The organism is Cupriavidus sp. CPT47-8839-RL05A (assembly GCF_058792255.1).
This window is the reverse complement of record NZ_JBYTEG010000010.1, coordinates 186,149-201,270: the sequence shown is the minus strand read 5'-3', so window position 1 is coordinate 201,270 and position 15,122 is coordinate 186,149. Positions and strand designations below refer to the sequence as shown.

At 67.2% G+C, this 15,122-nt stretch carries 19 protein-coding genes; 13 read left to right on the top strand and 6 right to left on the bottom strand.

Annotated features, from left to right (window positions below; genetic code table 11):
• The first annotated feature begins 501 nt into the window (after nucleotides 1-501).
• The 5 genes from AC3WVS_RS14715 to AC3WVS_RS14695 all read left to right on the top strand — a co-directional run bounded on the left by AC3WVS_RS14715 (nucleotide 502) and on the right by AC3WVS_RS14695 (nucleotide 4,950).
• Complete coding sequence (locus tag AC3WVS_RS14715) at nucleotides 502-828, top strand: hypothetical protein (protein ID WP_492319232.1); 327 nt, start codon at nucleotides 502-504, stop codon at nucleotides 826-828.
• Between the two features lie 742 nt (nucleotides 829-1,570).
• Nucleotides 1,571-1,855: a CppA family protein gene (locus tag AC3WVS_RS14710; RefSeq protein WP_492319231.1), complete on the top strand. Its 285-nt coding sequence runs from the start codon at nucleotides 1,571-1,573 to the stop codon at nucleotides 1,853-1,855.
• Between the two features lie 113 nt (nucleotides 1,856-1,968).
• Complete coding sequence (locus AC3WVS_RS14705; RefSeq protein WP_492319230.1) at nucleotides 1,969-3,072, top strand: malate/lactate/ureidoglycolate dehydrogenase; 1,104 nt, start codon at nucleotides 1,969-1,971, stop codon at nucleotides 3,070-3,072.
• Nucleotides 3,073-3,147: 75 nt separating this feature from the next.
• On the top strand, nucleotides 3,148-4,056 hold the full coding sequence (locus AC3WVS_RS14700) for a 2-hydroxy-3-oxopropionate reductase (RefSeq protein ID WP_492319229.1): 909 nt from the start codon (nucleotides 3,148-3,150) through the stop codon (nucleotides 4,054-4,056).
• A gap of 27 nt (nucleotides 4,057-4,083) precedes the next feature.
• Complete coding sequence (locus tag AC3WVS_RS14695) at nucleotides 4,084-4,950, top strand: DMT family transporter (RefSeq protein ID WP_492319228.1); 867 nt, start codon at nucleotides 4,084-4,086, stop codon at nucleotides 4,948-4,950.
• On the opposite strand, the gene AC3WVS_RS14690 is transcribed toward AC3WVS_RS14695, so the two are convergent.
• Together AC3WVS_RS14690 and AC3WVS_RS14685 are read right to left on the bottom strand one after the other, a co-directional pair.
• Nucleotides 4,947-5,510, bottom strand: a complete 564-nt coding sequence (locus AC3WVS_RS14690) for a flavin reductase family protein (RefSeq protein WP_492319227.1) — start codon at nucleotides 5,508-5,510, stop codon at nucleotides 4,947-4,949. The genes AC3WVS_RS14695 and AC3WVS_RS14690 overlap by 4 nt on opposite strands.
• The gene (locus tag AC3WVS_RS14685) at nucleotides 5,507-6,685 is read right to left on the bottom strand and encodes an acyl-CoA dehydrogenase family protein (protein WP_492319226.1); all 1,179 of its coding nucleotides are present in this window, start codon (nucleotides 6,683-6,685) and stop codon (nucleotides 5,507-5,509) included. The genes AC3WVS_RS14690 and AC3WVS_RS14685 overlap by 4 nt, the downstream gene beginning before the upstream one ends.
• 146 nt (nucleotides 6,686-6,831) lie before the next feature.
• Here AC3WVS_RS14685 and AC3WVS_RS14680 point away from each other — a divergent pair, with 146 nt between their 5' ends.
• A complete protein-coding gene (locus AC3WVS_RS14680) occupies nucleotides 6,832-7,836 on the top strand; it encodes an AraC family transcriptional regulator (RefSeq protein ID WP_492319225.1) in 1,005 nt (334 codons plus the stop codon).
• 76 nt (nucleotides 7,837-7,912) lie between these two features.
• Here AC3WVS_RS14680 and AC3WVS_RS14675 read toward each other — a convergent pair whose 3' ends face one another.
• Nucleotides 7,913-8,056: an entericidin A/B family lipoprotein gene (locus AC3WVS_RS14675; RefSeq protein WP_010809655.1), complete on the bottom strand. Its 144-nt coding sequence runs from the start codon at nucleotides 8,054-8,056 to the stop codon at nucleotides 7,913-7,915.
• A 267-nt stretch (nucleotides 8,057-8,323) separates the two neighbouring features.
• Here AC3WVS_RS14675 and AC3WVS_RS14670 point away from each other — a divergent pair, with 267 nt between their 5' ends.
• The 4 genes from AC3WVS_RS14670 to AC3WVS_RS14655 all read left to right on the top strand — a co-directional run bounded on the left by AC3WVS_RS14670 (nucleotide 8,324) and on the right by AC3WVS_RS14655 (nucleotide 11,942).
• Nucleotides 8,324-8,596: a DUF2188 domain-containing protein gene (locus AC3WVS_RS14670; RefSeq protein ID WP_492319224.1), complete on the top strand. Its 273-nt coding sequence runs from the start codon at nucleotides 8,324-8,326 to the stop codon at nucleotides 8,594-8,596.
• A gap of 196 nt (nucleotides 8,597-8,792) precedes the next feature.
• Nucleotides 8,793-8,990: a hypothetical protein gene (locus AC3WVS_RS14665; protein ID WP_010809653.1), complete on the top strand. Its 198-nt coding sequence runs from the start codon at nucleotides 8,793-8,795 to the stop codon at nucleotides 8,988-8,990.
• Nucleotides 8,991-9,141: 151 nt separating this feature from the next.
• Nucleotides 9,142-9,480: a hypothetical protein gene (locus tag AC3WVS_RS14660; protein ID WP_231881494.1), complete on the top strand. Its 339-nt coding sequence runs from the start codon at nucleotides 9,142-9,144 to the stop codon at nucleotides 9,478-9,480.
• A 206-nt stretch (nucleotides 9,481-9,686) separates the two neighbouring features.
• Nucleotides 9,687-11,942 (top strand): VTT domain-containing protein, encoded by a 2,256-nt coding sequence (locus tag AC3WVS_RS14655; protein ID WP_492319223.1) that lies wholly within the window; start codon nucleotides 9,687-9,689, stop codon nucleotides 11,940-11,942.
• Here AC3WVS_RS14655 and AC3WVS_RS14650 read toward each other — a convergent pair.
• Complete coding sequence (locus AC3WVS_RS14650; protein WP_492319222.1) at nucleotides 11,939-12,421, bottom strand: DUF1579 domain-containing protein; 483 nt, start codon at nucleotides 12,419-12,421, stop codon at nucleotides 11,939-11,941. The genes AC3WVS_RS14655 and AC3WVS_RS14650 overlap by 4 nt on opposite strands.
• A gap of 226 nt (nucleotides 12,422-12,647) precedes the next feature.
• On the opposite strand from AC3WVS_RS14650, the gene AC3WVS_RS14645 reads away from it, so the two are divergent.
• Genes AC3WVS_RS14645 through AC3WVS_RS14635 form a run of 3 tightly spaced genes read left to right on the top strand, consistent with a single transcriptional unit; the run spans nucleotide 12,648 to nucleotide 13,860 of the window.
• Complete coding sequence (locus tag AC3WVS_RS14645) at nucleotides 12,648-12,968, top strand: ArsR/SmtB family transcription factor (protein ID WP_492319221.1); 321 nt, start codon at nucleotides 12,648-12,650, stop codon at nucleotides 12,966-12,968.
• Nucleotides 12,965-13,429 (top strand): SRPBCC family protein, encoded by a 465-nt coding sequence (locus AC3WVS_RS14640; RefSeq protein WP_492319220.1) that lies wholly within the window; start codon nucleotides 12,965-12,967, stop codon nucleotides 13,427-13,429. Before AC3WVS_RS14645 ends, AC3WVS_RS14640 begins: the two co-directional genes overlap by 4 nt.
• Before the next feature lie 14 nt (nucleotides 13,430-13,443).
• A complete protein-coding gene (locus tag AC3WVS_RS14635) occupies nucleotides 13,444-13,860 on the top strand; it encodes a GFA family protein (RefSeq protein ID WP_492319219.1) in 417 nt (138 codons plus the stop codon).
• A 13-nt stretch (nucleotides 13,861-13,873) separates the two neighbouring features.
• Here AC3WVS_RS14635 and AC3WVS_RS14630 read toward each other — a convergent pair whose 3' ends face one another.
• Both AC3WVS_RS14630 and AC3WVS_RS14625 read right to left on the bottom strand, forming a co-directional pair.
• The gene (locus tag AC3WVS_RS14630; protein ID WP_340521852.1) at nucleotides 13,874-14,239 is read right to left on the bottom strand and encodes a DUF2880 domain-containing protein; all 366 of its coding nucleotides are present in this window, start codon (nucleotides 14,237-14,239) and stop codon (nucleotides 13,874-13,876) included.
• Between the two features lie 113 nt (nucleotides 14,240-14,352).
• Nucleotides 14,353-15,090 carry a GntR family transcriptional regulator gene (locus AC3WVS_RS14625; protein WP_492319218.1) on the bottom strand — a complete coding sequence of 246 codons (738 nt, stop codon included), beginning with the start codon at nucleotides 15,088-15,090 and terminating at the stop codon, nucleotides 14,353-14,355.
• Between the last annotated feature and the right edge of the window lie 32 nt (nucleotides 15,091-15,122).

Below are 15,122 nucleotides of genomic sequence, written 5' to 3'. Positions count from 1 at the left end.
ATCTCACCCAAATGAACACTATAGAACTACAATCTATAGTGTTCATTTACAGGAGTAGGTGATGTTTCTTTCACTTAACGAGTGGCGTCACCCCAATCGATTCGTCCAAGCACTGGCCCGCCCCGCAGTCGCATGGGAATGCTTTTCCTTCGCTAGTACAAGCCCGAGCTTATTAATTGAACTAATTCAAATTCGCGACGATTCAGTTCACAGTGAGTGGATTATGTCGTCGAATTTTGAACGCCTCCATAGCGTCCTTGCATCAACACCGACGAGGATCGGCTCTGTTTCCGTACTAATCTCGCCGCATCATAACGGTACACCATCGTGGCGACTGGAGCGAGTAATAGCGCTTCGGGAATGGCTTTGCGGCGAGATTACCGGCATGGAGTGTCAAGGAGACAGCGGAGACTGGTTCTCAAATCATGTTCGCCCATCGGATGCGCAGGCGGGACAAGTGTGGCATCTCGCTGCCGACGTGAGTTCCGTACGATCGAAGGCATGATCCTCGCTGATATTCCATCTCTTGTCTTTACACTAACTACTACCGACGTGCCCATCTCACGCCGTGGAGCACTCATGATCGACGTAAGAGAATTGAATGACGCCTCGCCGACAGAGGAAGAGCAATTCTTTGTCGCCTTTGAGATGATGATCGCCAACGATGATGGCGCAGAGGCTGACCGCCATCTGAGGGAGGGTCGACCCATCTACATAGCTGACCCGCTCTATCCCGGCCGCGCAGTACGCGAATATCCAGATGGCCGACGCGAACTTATGCGATTCGATATGGCACGTGACGAGCTGGTCGTGGAGCGATCTATATAATGTTGCTCCTGCATCATTTAGCTCTCGTAGTGCCCTGCCGAAGCTTCTTCCTGAAAAAGCTTAGGCAAATGGCGAAAGGGTGGCACTGACAGTATTGAATGGAAGAGGGAGAAACATGTCTCCACCGATCAAAAAAACACCGCTGGCGAAGCACCACACAGAGCAACTCCTGCCAAGCCTCTTGGCTATCCGTGCGCCAGCCGTTTGATGTGTTGTCGAACCTAAAATTGGAACTTACCGACGCTTCCCCGCCATAACGTTGAAAGGTTGCTCGATTTTCTGTTGCGAGGACACGTCAATGCGTTGGCGGATGGCGTCTGGACTCATGGTCGCCTGCGCAAAATGTGCCTCGACACGGGCGCGTGCGGCATTCAAGTCGGCCCTTACCTCGTCCAGACGCTTCTGGCAGCAGCCGATGCGAGCCGGCTCCAGATGGGGCGCCTCCTGGGAAAATGCATGCGCCGAGGCCAACGTCCTATTGGACATTGCCTTTCGAGGCACATGGCAGGACCGGCAAGTTAAGGACCAGGGGCGGGATAAATGTCCGCCCGAACTGGGGTACCGAGGTACTTCGATCAGTCCGCCAGCGCCAGCGCAAACTTCCAGCTTTTCCGTCACCGTTTTCCAGGAATCCTGTCGCCAGTCGCACCAATTGTGTCACACGACAACAAACTCCTTGCGTCCCGCTGGATACTGTATATATTTACAGTACCTGTATGGATGAACAGTAGGAGTCCCGTCCATGGAACACCTGATCCGTGTGCAAAACGACTATGACCGCCAGGTGCTGGCCTGGCTGCGCGGGCGCATCGGCGATGCCGCGCTGCAGACCGCGGCGCTGCGCCTGGGCGGCCAGCGCAAGCCTTACCTGTCAACGATCTGCCGCAGCCTGGGCATCCGCCCGCCCAGCCGCCGCCAGTTCGCGGCCGAGGCGGCGCGCATGCACCGCGCAGTAGGCGATACCTACCTGGCCCGTATCCGCGAAATCCTTGGCCAGTCACCTGCCGAAGCTGTGCTGCGCCAGTAAGCAGTAGCCGATCACCGGCCATGCCGGCGCCACCGGGCTCGCGCCGGCCGTATCATGAAGCCCCGTTGCCGTCACACGGCACGGGGCTTTTTTCATCCCTAGCCAAGGCCGATATGAGCGAACACCGCATCCCTACCGCCGCCCTGCACCAGTGGGTGGCCGATCTCTGGCTTGCCGCGGGCAGCAGCACGCAAGAGGCGAGCCTGACGGCCGACCACCTGGTCGGCGCCAACCTGAGCGGGCATGACTCGCACGGCGTCGGCATGATCCCGCGCTATGTGCTGGCCTGGCAGGCCGACGAGCTGCAGCTGAACCAGCAGGTCAGCGTGCTGCACGATGCCGGCAGCATGCTGAGCCTGGACGGCAACCGCGGCATGGGCCAGGCGGTGACGGCGCAGGCCATGGACATGGCCATCGGCCGCGCGCGCGAGCATGGCGTCTGCGTGATGGGCCTGCGGCAGTCGCACCACCTGGGGCGCGTGGGCCACTGGGCCGAGCAGGCCACCGCCGCCGGCATGATCTCGATCCACTTCGTCAACGTGCTGTCCAAGCCCATCGTGGCGCCGCACGGCGGCTACGATGCGCGCTACGGCACCAACCCGTTCACCATCGGCGTGCCGGTGGCGGGCGAGCCGCCGCTGGTGCTGGACTTCGCCACCAGCGCGATCGCGCTGGGCAAGGTGCGCGTGGCCCACAACAAGGGCGTGCCGGTGGCGCCCGGCTGCCTGCTGGACGCGCATGGCGAGCCCAGCGCCGACCCTGCCGTGATGTACCCCGCCGACGGCGCGCCGCCAGGCGCGCTGCGGCCTTTTGGCGAACACAAGGGCCATGTGCTGGCCGTGATGTGCGAGCTGCTGGGCGCCGCGGTCACCGGCGGCCACACCATCCGCCCCGAAACGCTGCGGCATCAGCATGCGGTCTGGAACAACATGCTGGCGATCGTGTTCGATCCCGCACGCCTGGGCACCAGCACGTCATTCGGGCATGAAGTGGCGGCGTTCGCCGACTGGATGAAGGCGTCGCGGCTGCAGCCGGGGCAGGATGGCATCCGCCTGCCGGGCGAGCCCGAACGGGCCTGGCGCGCCGCCCGCGCCGCCCATGTCCCGGTTGACGCCGGTACGCTGGCGCAGCTGGACGATGCCGCCGCGCGGGTGGCGGCCGCGCGCGCCGGCGCGCAGCCTGCGCCGGGGCCGCTGTCTGCGCTGGCGTGCGACTGACTATCATCAGAGATGAACCCGGCGTCGTGCGCGACGCACGGCCGGCCTCGCGCCTGACCACTACCGGACACTGACATGAGCAAGATCGGCTTTATCGGACTTGGCGTGATGGGCAAGCCCATGGTGCAGCACCTTGTCGACGGCGGGCATACCGTGTTCGCCCATACGCGCAGCGGCGTGCCGCAAGACCTGCAGGACGCTGGCGTGAATGCCTGCGCCAGCGCCGAGGAGGTGGCGAAGCAGTCGGAAACCATCATCCTGATGCTGCCTGACACGCCCGACGTGGAGCGGGTGCTGTTTGGCGAGAAGGGGGTCGCTGACGGCCTTGCCGACACGGCAGGCGGCGTTACCGTGATCGACATGAGCTCGATCTCGCCGATCGCCACGCGCGAGTTCGCGCGCTGCATCGAAGCGCTCGGCGCCGACTATATCGATGCGCCGGTCTCCGGCGGCGAGGTCGGGGCCAAGGCGGGCACGCTGTCGATCATGGCCGGCGGCAAGCAGGAAGTATTCGACCGCGTGCTGCCGATCCTGCAGCTGATGGGCAAGAACATCACGCGCGTGGGCGAGGCCGGCGACGGCCAGGTGGCCAAGGTGGCCAACCAGGTGATCGTGGCGCTGACCATCGAGGCGGTCAGCGAAGCGCTGGTGCTGGCCGCCCGCGCCGGCGCCGATCCCGCGCGCGTGCGCGAGGCGCTGATGGGCGGCTTTGCCAGCTCGCGCATCCTGGAAGTGCATGGCGAACGCATGATCAAGCGCACCTTCGACCCGGGCTTCCGCATCGCGCTGCACCAGAAGGACCTGGAACTGGCGCTGTCCACCGCGCGCCAGCTCGGCGTGGGCCTGCCCAACACGGCGTCGTGCCAGCAGCTGTTCAATGTCTGCAGCGGGCTGGGCGGCGCGGGCTGGGATCATTCCGGACTGGTCAGGGCGATCGAGCACCTGTCCTCGTTCGCCATCGGTGACGAACCGCCCGCAGCCTGAACCACGCAGCCGCCGCCGCCCCGCCGCATGCCGCGCGCGAACACCGTGGTGCTGACCGCGCTGGCGATGCTCGCCTTTGCCGGCAATTCACTGCTGTGCCGGCTCGCGCTGAAAGGCACCACCATCGACGCGGCCAGCTTTACGCTGGCCCGCGTCGCCGCGGCGGCGCTGGTGCTGTGGGTCATCGTCGTGGCGCGGCACCAGTTGGTGCGCACGGTCGTGGCGCAGCGGCTGCCGCAGGTGGAAGGCAACTGGATCTCCGCGCTTGCGCTGTTCTGCTATGCCGCGGCCTTTTCCTTTGCCTATGTGCGCCTCACCGCGGGGACCGGCGCGCTGCTGCTGTTCGCGGCGGTGCAGGCCACCATGACCGGCTATGGCCTCTATGCCGGCGAGCCCATGCGCTTGCAGCAATGGATTGGCCTGGCCCTGGCGCTGGCCGGGCTGGTGTGGCTGTTGCTGCCGGGGCTGGCCACGCCGCCGCTGCTGTCCTCGCTGCTGATGATCGCGGCCGGCATCGCGTGGGGCGTTTATTCGCTGCGCGGCAGGCGCGCCGCGGATCCCGCTTCCACCACCGCGGGCAATTTCCTGCGCGCGGTGCCGATGGCGCTGGCACTGGGTGCGGTGATGCAGGCGCAGCGTTCACTGGACGGCGCTGGGCTGGCCTATGCGCTGTTGTCCGGCGCCATCACCTCCGGGCTGGGCTATGTCATCTGGTATGCCGTGGTGCCGCAGCTGAAGGCCGCCACCGCCGCCACCGTGCAACTGAGCGTGCCGGTCATTACGGCGGTAGGCGGCATCGCGCTGCTCGGTGAAGCCCTGAGCCTGCGGCTGGCATTGAGCGCTGCCGCGGTGCTGGGCGGCATTGCGCTGGTGATCGCGGGCAAGCGCGGCTAAGGCGCTGGTACGTCAAACCCGCCTGCGTGGAACACCAGCGGCGCGCCCGGCGTCGATCCATAGGCCACCACCTCCACGACAAAGATCACGTGGTCGCCCACCACGCGCACCGAGTGGTGCCGGCAGATAAAGTACGCCAGCGTGCCGCCGATCAGCACCGTGCCGAACGGCCCGGGGCGGCAATCGACGCCCGCGAAGCGGTCAGCACCGCGCGCGGCGAAGCGCCGGCACAAGGCCTGCTGCCCGCTCCCCAGCACATTGATCGCGTGGCAAGGCGCCGCACGCAGCGCCGCCAGGCTGCCGGAGCTGCGTGCCAGGCACCACAACAGCAACGGCGGTGCGAGCGACACCGAGGTAAAGGCATTGATCGTGACGCCGACCGGCTGGCCGTCGGCGTCCGCGGCCGTGACGATGGTGACGCCCGTGGCAAACTGCCCCAGCGCATCGCGCAAGGCCCGCCGCGCCGCGCCGTCGTGGCTGATGGCGCGGGCCGGGTCGTCCTGGCCGCTGTCGTTGCAGGCTTGCGTGTCATACGGCAGCGGCGCCAGGGCGGGGATCATTGCGCGGCAGGCCGCACCTCGCCGGGCGGCGCGTCGAGATCCAGCCCCAGTGCCATGCGCCCTGCGTACTCCTGCTGGGCACCGGCCTGCAGCGGATGGAAGCGCGCGCCCTGCGCATCGCGAAAGCGCCGCTCCAGCCCGGCATCGCGATAGAAGCCCGCGCCGCCGGCCAGGTCCATCGCCGCCTCGACCGTTGCCAGCACCGCGCGCGCGGCCAGCGTGCGGGCACACATGATGCGGTTGGTGGTGACCGCGCCCGGCGCCTGCCCCGATGCCGCCGCGAACATCGCATCCAGCGCCAGCTGCGCGGCATCGGCCTCGTTGCACAGGCGCCCGGCGGCTTCCACCGCATGCGCGCTCAGGCGCCGCTGGCGCGCCAGCTGCAGCGCGATATCGCGCGCGGCCTCGGCCACGCCGACGTAGACCGCATAGATCAGCGGCAGCGCGATCATCGCCACCGTATGCATCATCGGATGCCACACGCCTTGCGGGCGGCGGGCGGCAATGGCGGTATCCGGAACCAGCACGCCTTCCAGCAGCACATCGTGCGAGCCGGTGCCGCGCATGCCCAGCGTGTGCCAGTTCGACAGCACGCGTACGCCCGGCGACTTCATCGGCAGCGCGAAATGCAGCACCGTGGGCCCGGTCTCCGGATCGTCATGGACGGCGCAGGTCATGAACAGGTCCGCCGCCGGCGCGCCGCTGGCGAAGATCTTGCGCGCATCCACGCGATAGCCGCCATCCACGCGCGTAGCCTTGCCGCTGCCCTGCAGCCAGTCCGAACCGCCGCTGCCCAGCAGCACCATCTGCTCGCCCGCCACGCGCTTGAGCAGCCCCTCCACCGGCGCTTGCTGATTGCGCCAGCGCCACGCGGCCGTGGCCACCGGGTGGGTGTGCATGGCAAACGCCAGCGCGGTCGATCCGCAGTACTTGCCCAGCTCGCGCAGCACCGCGCCCAGCTCCTGGTGCGACAGCCCGGCGCCGCCAAGTTCCTGCGGCACGGCCGCGGCAAAGAAGCGGTGCGCGCGCAGGTCGTCGTAGTTGGCGCTGACGAACTGCCCGCTGGCATCGATCTCTGGCGCGCGTGCGTCGAAGGTGCGGCCCAGGGTCGCGGCCAGGCCGAGCCAGTCGGCCTGTGCGCCTGCGCTGGCATCCGCTGCGGAAAGGGTTTCCATGGTGTTGTCTCCGGCTAGTCTGATACGTGCGCTGCGGCGTTGTATGGCGCCAGGCACGGTGCTAGTATCGGAGCCCGGTCCCCTTGCCCGTATGATCGGGCGTCCGGCTTTCTTGCGCGAAACACCGGATCTGGAGGAATGTGACCATGGATGCCTTGTCCGACCTCTTGCGCGCCGTGCAGCTCAGCGGCGCCGTGTTCCTGAACGGCGAGTTCAAGTCGCCGTGGTGCCTGATCAGTGAAGCGGATGCTGAATTGCGCGCCGCCTTCCTGCCCCGCGCCGACCGCGTCGTCTCCTACCACCTGATTACCGAAGGCGTCTGCTGGGCGCGCCTGGTCGACGGCACCGGCCCGGGCCTGCGCGTCGACACCGGCGAACTGCTGGTGGTGCCGCAGGGCGAGCCGCACGTGCTGGGCAGCGACCTGCGCCTGCAGCCACTGCCATCCGCTCCGCTGGTGTACGACATGCTGCGCAACAGCCCGGGCGAGGTCATGCGCGTGTCCTACGGCGGCGGCGGCGAGACCACGCGCATGGTGTGCGGCTTCCTGGGGTTCGACGACACCATGGGCAACCCCTTGCTGACGTCGCTGCCGCGGCTGTTCAAGGTGGGGCTGGGCAGCGGGCTGGAATCGGCATGGCTGGCGTCGGCGCTGGCCTTTGCCACGTCTGAAGCGGCGGAACCGCGTGCGGGCACCGCCACGGTGCTGGCCAAGCTGTCAGAGCTGCTGTTCGTGCAGGCAGTGCGGCGCTGCATCGACACCCTGCCTGACAATGAAAGCGGCTGGCTTGCCGCCCTGCGCGACCGCTATGTGGGGCGGGCGCTGTCGCGCATGCACGCGCGGCCGGCCTACCCGTGGACGGTCGATGAGCTGGCGGGCAACGTGGGCCTGTCGCGCTCGGCGCTGGCGCAGCGCTTTACCGACCTGCTGGGGCAGCCACCGATGCAGTACCTGGCGCACTGGCGGCTGCGCTCCGCGGCCGCCGAACTGCGCAGTGGCAACCGTTCCATCAGCGAGGTCGCGGGCGCGGTCGGCTACGATTCCGAGGCCGCGTTCAGCCGCGCGTTCAAGCGCGAGTTCGGCCTGCCGCCCGCCAGCTGGCGCCGCAACCACCTCGATGCGGCGCAGGCCCCGGCGGCGGCCGCACATTGAATTCGCCGTGGCAAAGACAACGGCCCGCGTCACCAGACGCGGGCCGTAGCAATGCCAGGGCGGCAGGCAGCGGGACTTACATCTTCTGCTTGGTGCTTTCCGCCGCGCCTTGTACCTTCTCGCCGCCGCGCTCGATATCCTTGCCTGCGCCGGCCATGGTGTTGCAACCCGTGACCAGCATCACGCCAGCGAGGGCAAACAGTGCAAATAGCTTTCTCATGACGATCTCCTTGCTTCGTGTGGATGCGGCATGCGCCGCCAGGATGGAGTGGATCGGAATGGCTTGGGACCGGGCAGCCGCTTGCCCGACCGGCAATTGGATCGTAGCAACGCACCGCAGCGCAAAAAGTCGGCTTTCGTCCTACCGGGATGTCAGCCGACGGCGCGACCGGCGGTCACCGCGTGCGCTTGTAGGACATCGACGGATACCCGCGGCGGCGCCGTCGCTTAAAAATCAAGAGTCAGCCCACGCCCTCCGGAGAACACCATGACGTCACGCAGCATCCACGTGCTTCCCGCCGCAACCGACAACGCCGAATACGCCGGCGACGGCGGATGGGCACTCACCATCGAAGGCCTGGAGAACGGTGGTGACGACACCGCGCTGCATTTCCCGACCCAGGAAGCTGCGATCGCGGCCGGCTGGATGCGCGCGCGCGAGGATGGCCTGCCGTTGTGCATCCACGGCCGCGATGGCCTGGTGCGCGAACGCAAGATCTATTGCCGGGACGCACGCGGCACCGCCCGCATCGGCTTCTGACCACCCCGGCCACCGTCAACGGCCGGTTCCCCCTGTATCCCCCGGGCCCGCGGCGAACGCGGGCCACAACAATCCATTGCGGGAAACACATTGAGTGAAATCAATGTGTTACGCCTGCGCTCGTGAAAGCTACGGGTCTGTCACCGATACTGGAACCAAGGCAGCACGCCATTATCCAGGACCAACCGAGACCCCCATGCGCCTGTTCCTCAGGTACCGCCCGCTGGACATCTATCCCGACCCGATCGACGCCAGGGTTGCCGAACTGCACGAACTTGCCGAAGACATCCATGCCAGGCACGCACGCAAGTGGCGCCGGCATGGCACGATGCTCACCCCGCGCGACCGCGCGGATCGCAGATTTCCGACCGGCGACCCGGAAACGCGGCATTAACCTAGGGACGATTCCTCTCTCTGCGCTAGGAAATGTGAACAAGTGTCATATCCGGTTGGCAAGGATATGACCCCTGCGAAAGAATGGGTACCGTACGCGGCGGGCTCGATTGGCGAGCCCACCGCTGTACCCTTTTTCCTGACGCAGCGAAATGAATCGAACCACCCGGGAATGCGTGATGGCGTTGATTTCCAGCCTGCGTGCCAAGGGGCCCATGCCCCGGCACCAGCTTGCCGCCGCCAGCCGCCTTAACGCCGCGGAACTGACGCGCGCGCTGAAGTCCGCCCGCCAGATGGGCGTAGTGGCCTACGCCGGCGAGCCTGAATCGCCGGCAGAGGCCGATACCCCGCTAGTGCTGACCGGCCGGCCCTTGCCGCCGCCGCGCCGCGTGGCACCGGCACCGCGCGAAAGCAAACCGCATTTCGAGCCGCTGCTGGATGTCTGGGGCATTGCGCGCCCCACGGCGCTGCGGCGCGGCCATCCGTCGTAGCGTCTTCGCCGCATGCCGGGGTCTTCCGACCCGCCCGCGCCGGCATGCCGTTCTTACAAAGGCAGGTAAAGCGCACACGCGCCTGAGCCGCCCACGGCTCGCCCTTGTCCCCCGGGGCACCGCCTGCACGCCTGGGCCAGCCCACTTGCCGCACCGGTACGGAACTTGCGCGACGTTTCTGGCTGAACCTCCCCGAAGCGTGCGACATGAGGCAACGCAACCCGCCCGGCACCACCGCGTCTCCCGCCACTGGCCCTCCGCATGATCGCCAGGCCCCGGCCGCCTTTACGCCGGAGCCGGGGCGCAACTGCTGGCGCGTCGAGCCCTGCCAGCGCTTTGCCATGCTGGTCGACGCCGACGCCTACTTCCGCGCGTTGCGCGAAGCGCTGCCGCGCGCCGAGCACACCATCTTCATCCTGGGCTGGGATATCGACAGCCGCATGGAACTGGTGCCACAGGGCGCACAGGACGGCCTGCCAGCGGGCCTGCGCGACTTCCTGTGCGCGCTGGCGGACCAGCGCCCCGAACTGCGCATCTATATCCTCAGCTGGGACTACGCCATGGTGATGGCGATGGAGCGCGAGTGGCTGCCGTCGGCCAGCGCGCACTGGCAGGCGCACCGGCACCTGTCGTTCCGGCTTGACGGCAACCATCCCCCCGGCGCCTCGCACCACCAGAAGGTAGTGGTGATCGACAACAAGCTCGCCTTTGTCGGCGGGCTGGACCTGACGCTGCGCCGCTGGGACGACAACCACCATGCCCCCGGCGCGCCGCTGCGCATGGCCGAAGGCAAGCCCTACCCGCCCTTCCATGACGTGCAGTGCGCGCTCGACGGCCCCGCCGCGGCGGCGCTGGGCACCCTGTGCGCGGCGCGCTGGCTGCGCGCCAGCGGCAGCGAGCCGCGCCCGGTTGCGGCCACCTCGTCAGACCCGTGGCCGCCAGGCCTGGCACCGGAACTGACCGATGTGCGCGTCGCCATCGCCCGCACCATGCCCATGTGCGAGGACGAGCCCGGTGTCAGCGAGATCCGCATGCTGCTGCACGATGCCATCGCCTCGGCCCGGCACAGCATCTACATGGAGAACCAGTACTTCAGCTCGCGCGAGATCGCCAACGCGCTGGAGGCACGGCTGGGGCACGAGGATGGCCCCGATATCGTGCTGGTGTCGAGACGCAACGAGAGCGGCTGGCTGGAAGCGCACAGCATGGGCGTGCTGCGCGCGCGCCTGTACCGCCGCCTGCGCGCGGCCGACACGCACGAACGCTTCTGCCTGTACTGCCCGTCGATTCCCGGCCTGATGCCCGAATGCGTCAATGTGCATAGCAAGGTCACGGTGATCGACGACGATCTCATCACCATCGGCTCGTCCAACCTCAGCAACCGCTCGCTGGGGCTGGATACCGAGTGCAATGTCGTGGTGATGTCGGGCGGCGACGCGCGCGTGCAGGCGGCCATTGCCGGCATGCGCGCACGGCTGCTAGGCGAGCACCTGGATGTGGCACCTGAAACCTTCCAGGCCGAGGTCGCCGCCACCCGCAGCGTGCTTGCGGCCATCCGCAACCTGCAGCGCGCGGACGGGCGCTCGCTGGAAGCCTACGAGCCGCCGTTGCCGGACGATGTCGATGCCGCTTCGCCGGCGGCCAACCTGCTGGACCCGATCGAGCCGATCGACAGCGACCAGGTGCTGGCCGAGTTCGTCAGCCATGAGGCACGCCCGCGCGTGCTCGGGCGCGTCGGGATGATGGTGGTGCTGGCGCTGCTGCTGGCGGGGCTGGCATTTGCGTGGCGCCATACGCCGCTGCGCGAATGGGCGGACTTCCGCGCACTGCTCGGCGTGGTCGAGCAGCTGGACGAGATGCCGCTGGCACCGCTGGCGATGATGGGCGTCTACCTGGCCGGCGCGGTGACAATGCTGCCGGTGACGCTGCTGATCCTGCTGACCGTGGTCATATTCGGCCCGCTCTACGGCGCCGCGCTGGCGCTGTGCGGCACCGTGCTGAGCACCGTCGCAGGCTACCTGGCCGGCCGCTTGCTGGGGCGCAATGCCGTGCGCCGCTTTGGCGGCAGGCGGCTGAACCGGGTCAGCCACCAGCTGGGCAAACACGGGGTGGTGGCAATGGTGGTGCTGCGGCTGGTACCGATTGCACCGTTCGCGCTGGTCAACCTGGTGATCGGCGCATCGCGCATCAGCCTGCGCGACTGCCTGGTCGGCACCGCGCTGGGCATGCTGCCCGGCATCGTGGTCGCTGCCTGCCTGGTGAACCGGGTCGCCGCCGCGGCGCGCGATCCGGGCCTGTTCACGTTCGCCTTGCTGGCGCTGGTGCTGCTGGTGCCGGCGTCGCTGCTGCTGGTGCTGCGCCGCCGGCGCCATGCCGGGGGCGGCGCCGCGCACCCGCACGACGATCCGCCCGGCCCGCGCGGCCGGCTGGCACGGCTCGCGGCACTGCGCCGCCAGGCTTAACGCTGGCGGCGATAGCCGGCGTTCATGAACTGGGTCCACTCGCCGTTCTCGCCCAGCATGTAGGACGTCAGCGTGCGGTGGTCGTCGTCGGTGAAGGTGATCACGTCGCGGTACTGGGCCATGCGGCCATTGCCGGAGCAATCCGGCCCCTCGGCACGCAGCGTCAGTTGCTGGCCGCCGGTATCGAGGTCGCCTTCATAGATCCACAGGTGGGTCATCATCGAGCCGATGAAGGTCCCGACGAAATGCTTGCGGGCAGGATCGTAGCCCAGCGTCATGACCGTGGTGGACGGGCCGCAGCCGGGCATGTCCCCCTGCGTCACGCACTGGACCCAGACGTCGCCGACGCTGCTCACGCGCTCGGGGATCTCCCACTTCTGCACTGGCTGGTCCGGCCCCATCGATGCCTCGCCTTCGGCGATCCAGTTGCCCACCAGCCGTTGCAGCCAGCGGTGCTCCTTCTGCGCTTCGGTCTTCATTCGCGGTCTCCTTGGGTTGCATCCACGAACGTTTGTGGATGCCGTACACATAGCCTAGCAAATGAAATGGACGGCGTCCACTTTTGTCTGCGATCTACTGCGCTGCGTTGGCCTGCCACCGCATCGCTTCAAGCCAACAACCGCGCCGCACGCAGAGCGATGCGCTGATTGACATGCAGGTATTTACCTGCATATACTCCCCTCACGCACAAACACAACGGACCGGATGGACGCTGACAAGGTTTTCAAGGCGCTGGGCGACCCGACACGCAGAAAGCTGCTCGACCTGCTGTACGAGAGGAACGGGCAGACGCTGGGCGAGCTCTGCGAGCACCTGAACATGGCGCGGCAATCGGCCACCCAGCACATCGGGATCCTCGAGGCGGCCAATCTGGTGAGCACGGTCCGGCGTGGCCGGGAGAAGCTGCATTTCATCAACCCGGTGCCGCTGCACGAGGTCTACGAGCGCTGGGTGCGGAAATTCGAACGTCAGCGGCTCAGCCTGCTGCACGACCTGAAGAACGAACTCGAAGGAGATCCGCAATGACCCAGGAGAAAACCAGCTTCGTTTATGTGACCTACATCCGCTCGACGCCGGAAAAGGTGTTCGAGGCCATCACGAAGCCGGAGATCGCGCGGCGCTACTGGGGCCACGAGAACGTCTCCGACTGGAAGCCCGGATCGGCCTGGGAGCACGTGCGCGCCAACGAGCAGCGCCTGGTCCAGGTGGTCGGCAAGGTCGTCGAGGCCGCGCCGCCGGCGCGCCTGGTCATCACGTGGGCGAGCCCCTCGCAGGCCGCCGATCCTGCCAGCTACAGCCGCGTGAGCTTCGACATCGAGGCATACGAGGAGATGGTCCGGCTGACCGTCACCCACGACGAACTGGAGGCCGGCAGCGGGATGGCCAAGGGCGTCAAGCAGGGCTGGCCGATCGTCCTTTCCAGCCTGAAATCCCTGCTGGAAACCGGGCAAGGCATCGATGTCTTCGCCAAGCCGAAGGCGGCCTGAACCGGGAGTTGCTCATGACCCAGCCCTACACCGGCGGATGCGCGTGCGGCGCGATTCGCTACGCAACCAGGCACGCGCCCGTCTTCCAGAACCACTGCCAGTGCCGCGACTGCCAGCGGCGCAGCGGCACCGGGCATGGCTCCTACCTGACTTTTCCCGCGCGCGCCGAGATGACCATCACCGGCGAGGCGACGCACTGGGAGGTCGCGGGCGACAGCGGCAACGTGAAGGTCCACGCCTTCTGCCCGGCGTGCGGCACGCCGGTCTTCCTGCGCTTTGCCGCAATGCCGGAGCTGATCGCGGTCCACGCGGGCAGCCTGGACGACCCGGACCGCTTCATGCCGCAGGTACTCACCTACAGCGTGCGCGGGCCGGCGTGGGACGCCATCGATTCTTCGTTGCAGGCATTCGAGCGGATGCCGGCTTGCTAGTGCCAGGCAGGCCCTAGTGCTGCGGCAGCCTGACCTTGGGCACCACGAACTGGTTGCCCGGGGCGCGCAGCACGTCGCACTGGACCTTGGCCTTGCGCACGGCGCCGTCCTGCGCCAGGTATTCGACGTCGGCCACCACGCTGTAGGCGTCTTCGGCCACCTTGCGGGTCTTGCCGCCGACCCACTTGAAGCTGGCGGGATTGGGCAGCGCTGCCTTGACCGCCTTCATGCAGGCGACCGGGGCCTCCGGGGCCTCGTCCTTGCCGCGCGGCTTTGGCGCTTCATCCTGCCCGGCGGCCAGCGCCGCCGACGCGCACGTGACCGACAACGCCATCACCAGCGCGGTGGACAGGGAACGCGGGAAAAGCGGCGAAAGCATCTTGGACTCCTGGGCTGGGGCAGAACTGGGCGCCACATTCTAACGCCAGCGCCGATGCCGTTCAGGCCACGGCACCGGCACAAAAGTTCCCCCGGCGCCACTGCCAGGCGGCGCTAGCGCCGCACGCAGGCCTTGTAGGTGAACTTGTCGCCACGAAACATGAATTCGGAGTAAGCCAGCGGCTTGTCGTCGATGTCGTGCGGCGTGAACCGGATGCGCAGCAGCGGCTCGCCCGGCGCCACCTTGAGCCGGCGCGCGGTTTCCGCATTGGCAGGGATTGCTGCGCTCTCCGTATGCAGGTACTTGAGGCGATAACCCAGGCGGGCTTCCACGATCATCAGGGCATCGTGGTTTTCCAGGTCGTGCTCCAGGATCGCGCGCATCAGGGGTTCGGGCGCCATCGTCATGCCGACCGCCACCGGCGCGCCGGCCACTGACTTGAGCATGGTCACGCACAGCAGCCTGGTTCCCGGCGGCAGGCGCAGCGCATCGGTGGCGATGGCCGGCGCCGCGATCAGCCGCGTCGACAGCACCTTGCCGTGCGCTTCGTGCCCGCGCGCGCGCATGTAGTCGAAAAAGCCAGTCAACGGCCCCAGGTCCGCCTGCCCCGCCGGACGGCTGACAAAGCTGCCCTTGCCATGCACCGTCTCGATCAGCCCTTCGGCGAGCAGCGATGCCAGCGACTGGCGCACGGTGATGCGGCTGACGCCGAATTCAGCCATCAGCTCAGACTCGGACGGCAGCTTGATGCCCGGAGTCCATTCGTTGTTGATGATGCGCTGGCGCAGCGCGCCTTCGATCTGCTTGAAGCGAGGCAGGGAGCTTGTTGTCACGAGATTGATGGTGTTCACGGCATGTCCGATGCGGGCTTCTACTTATCATA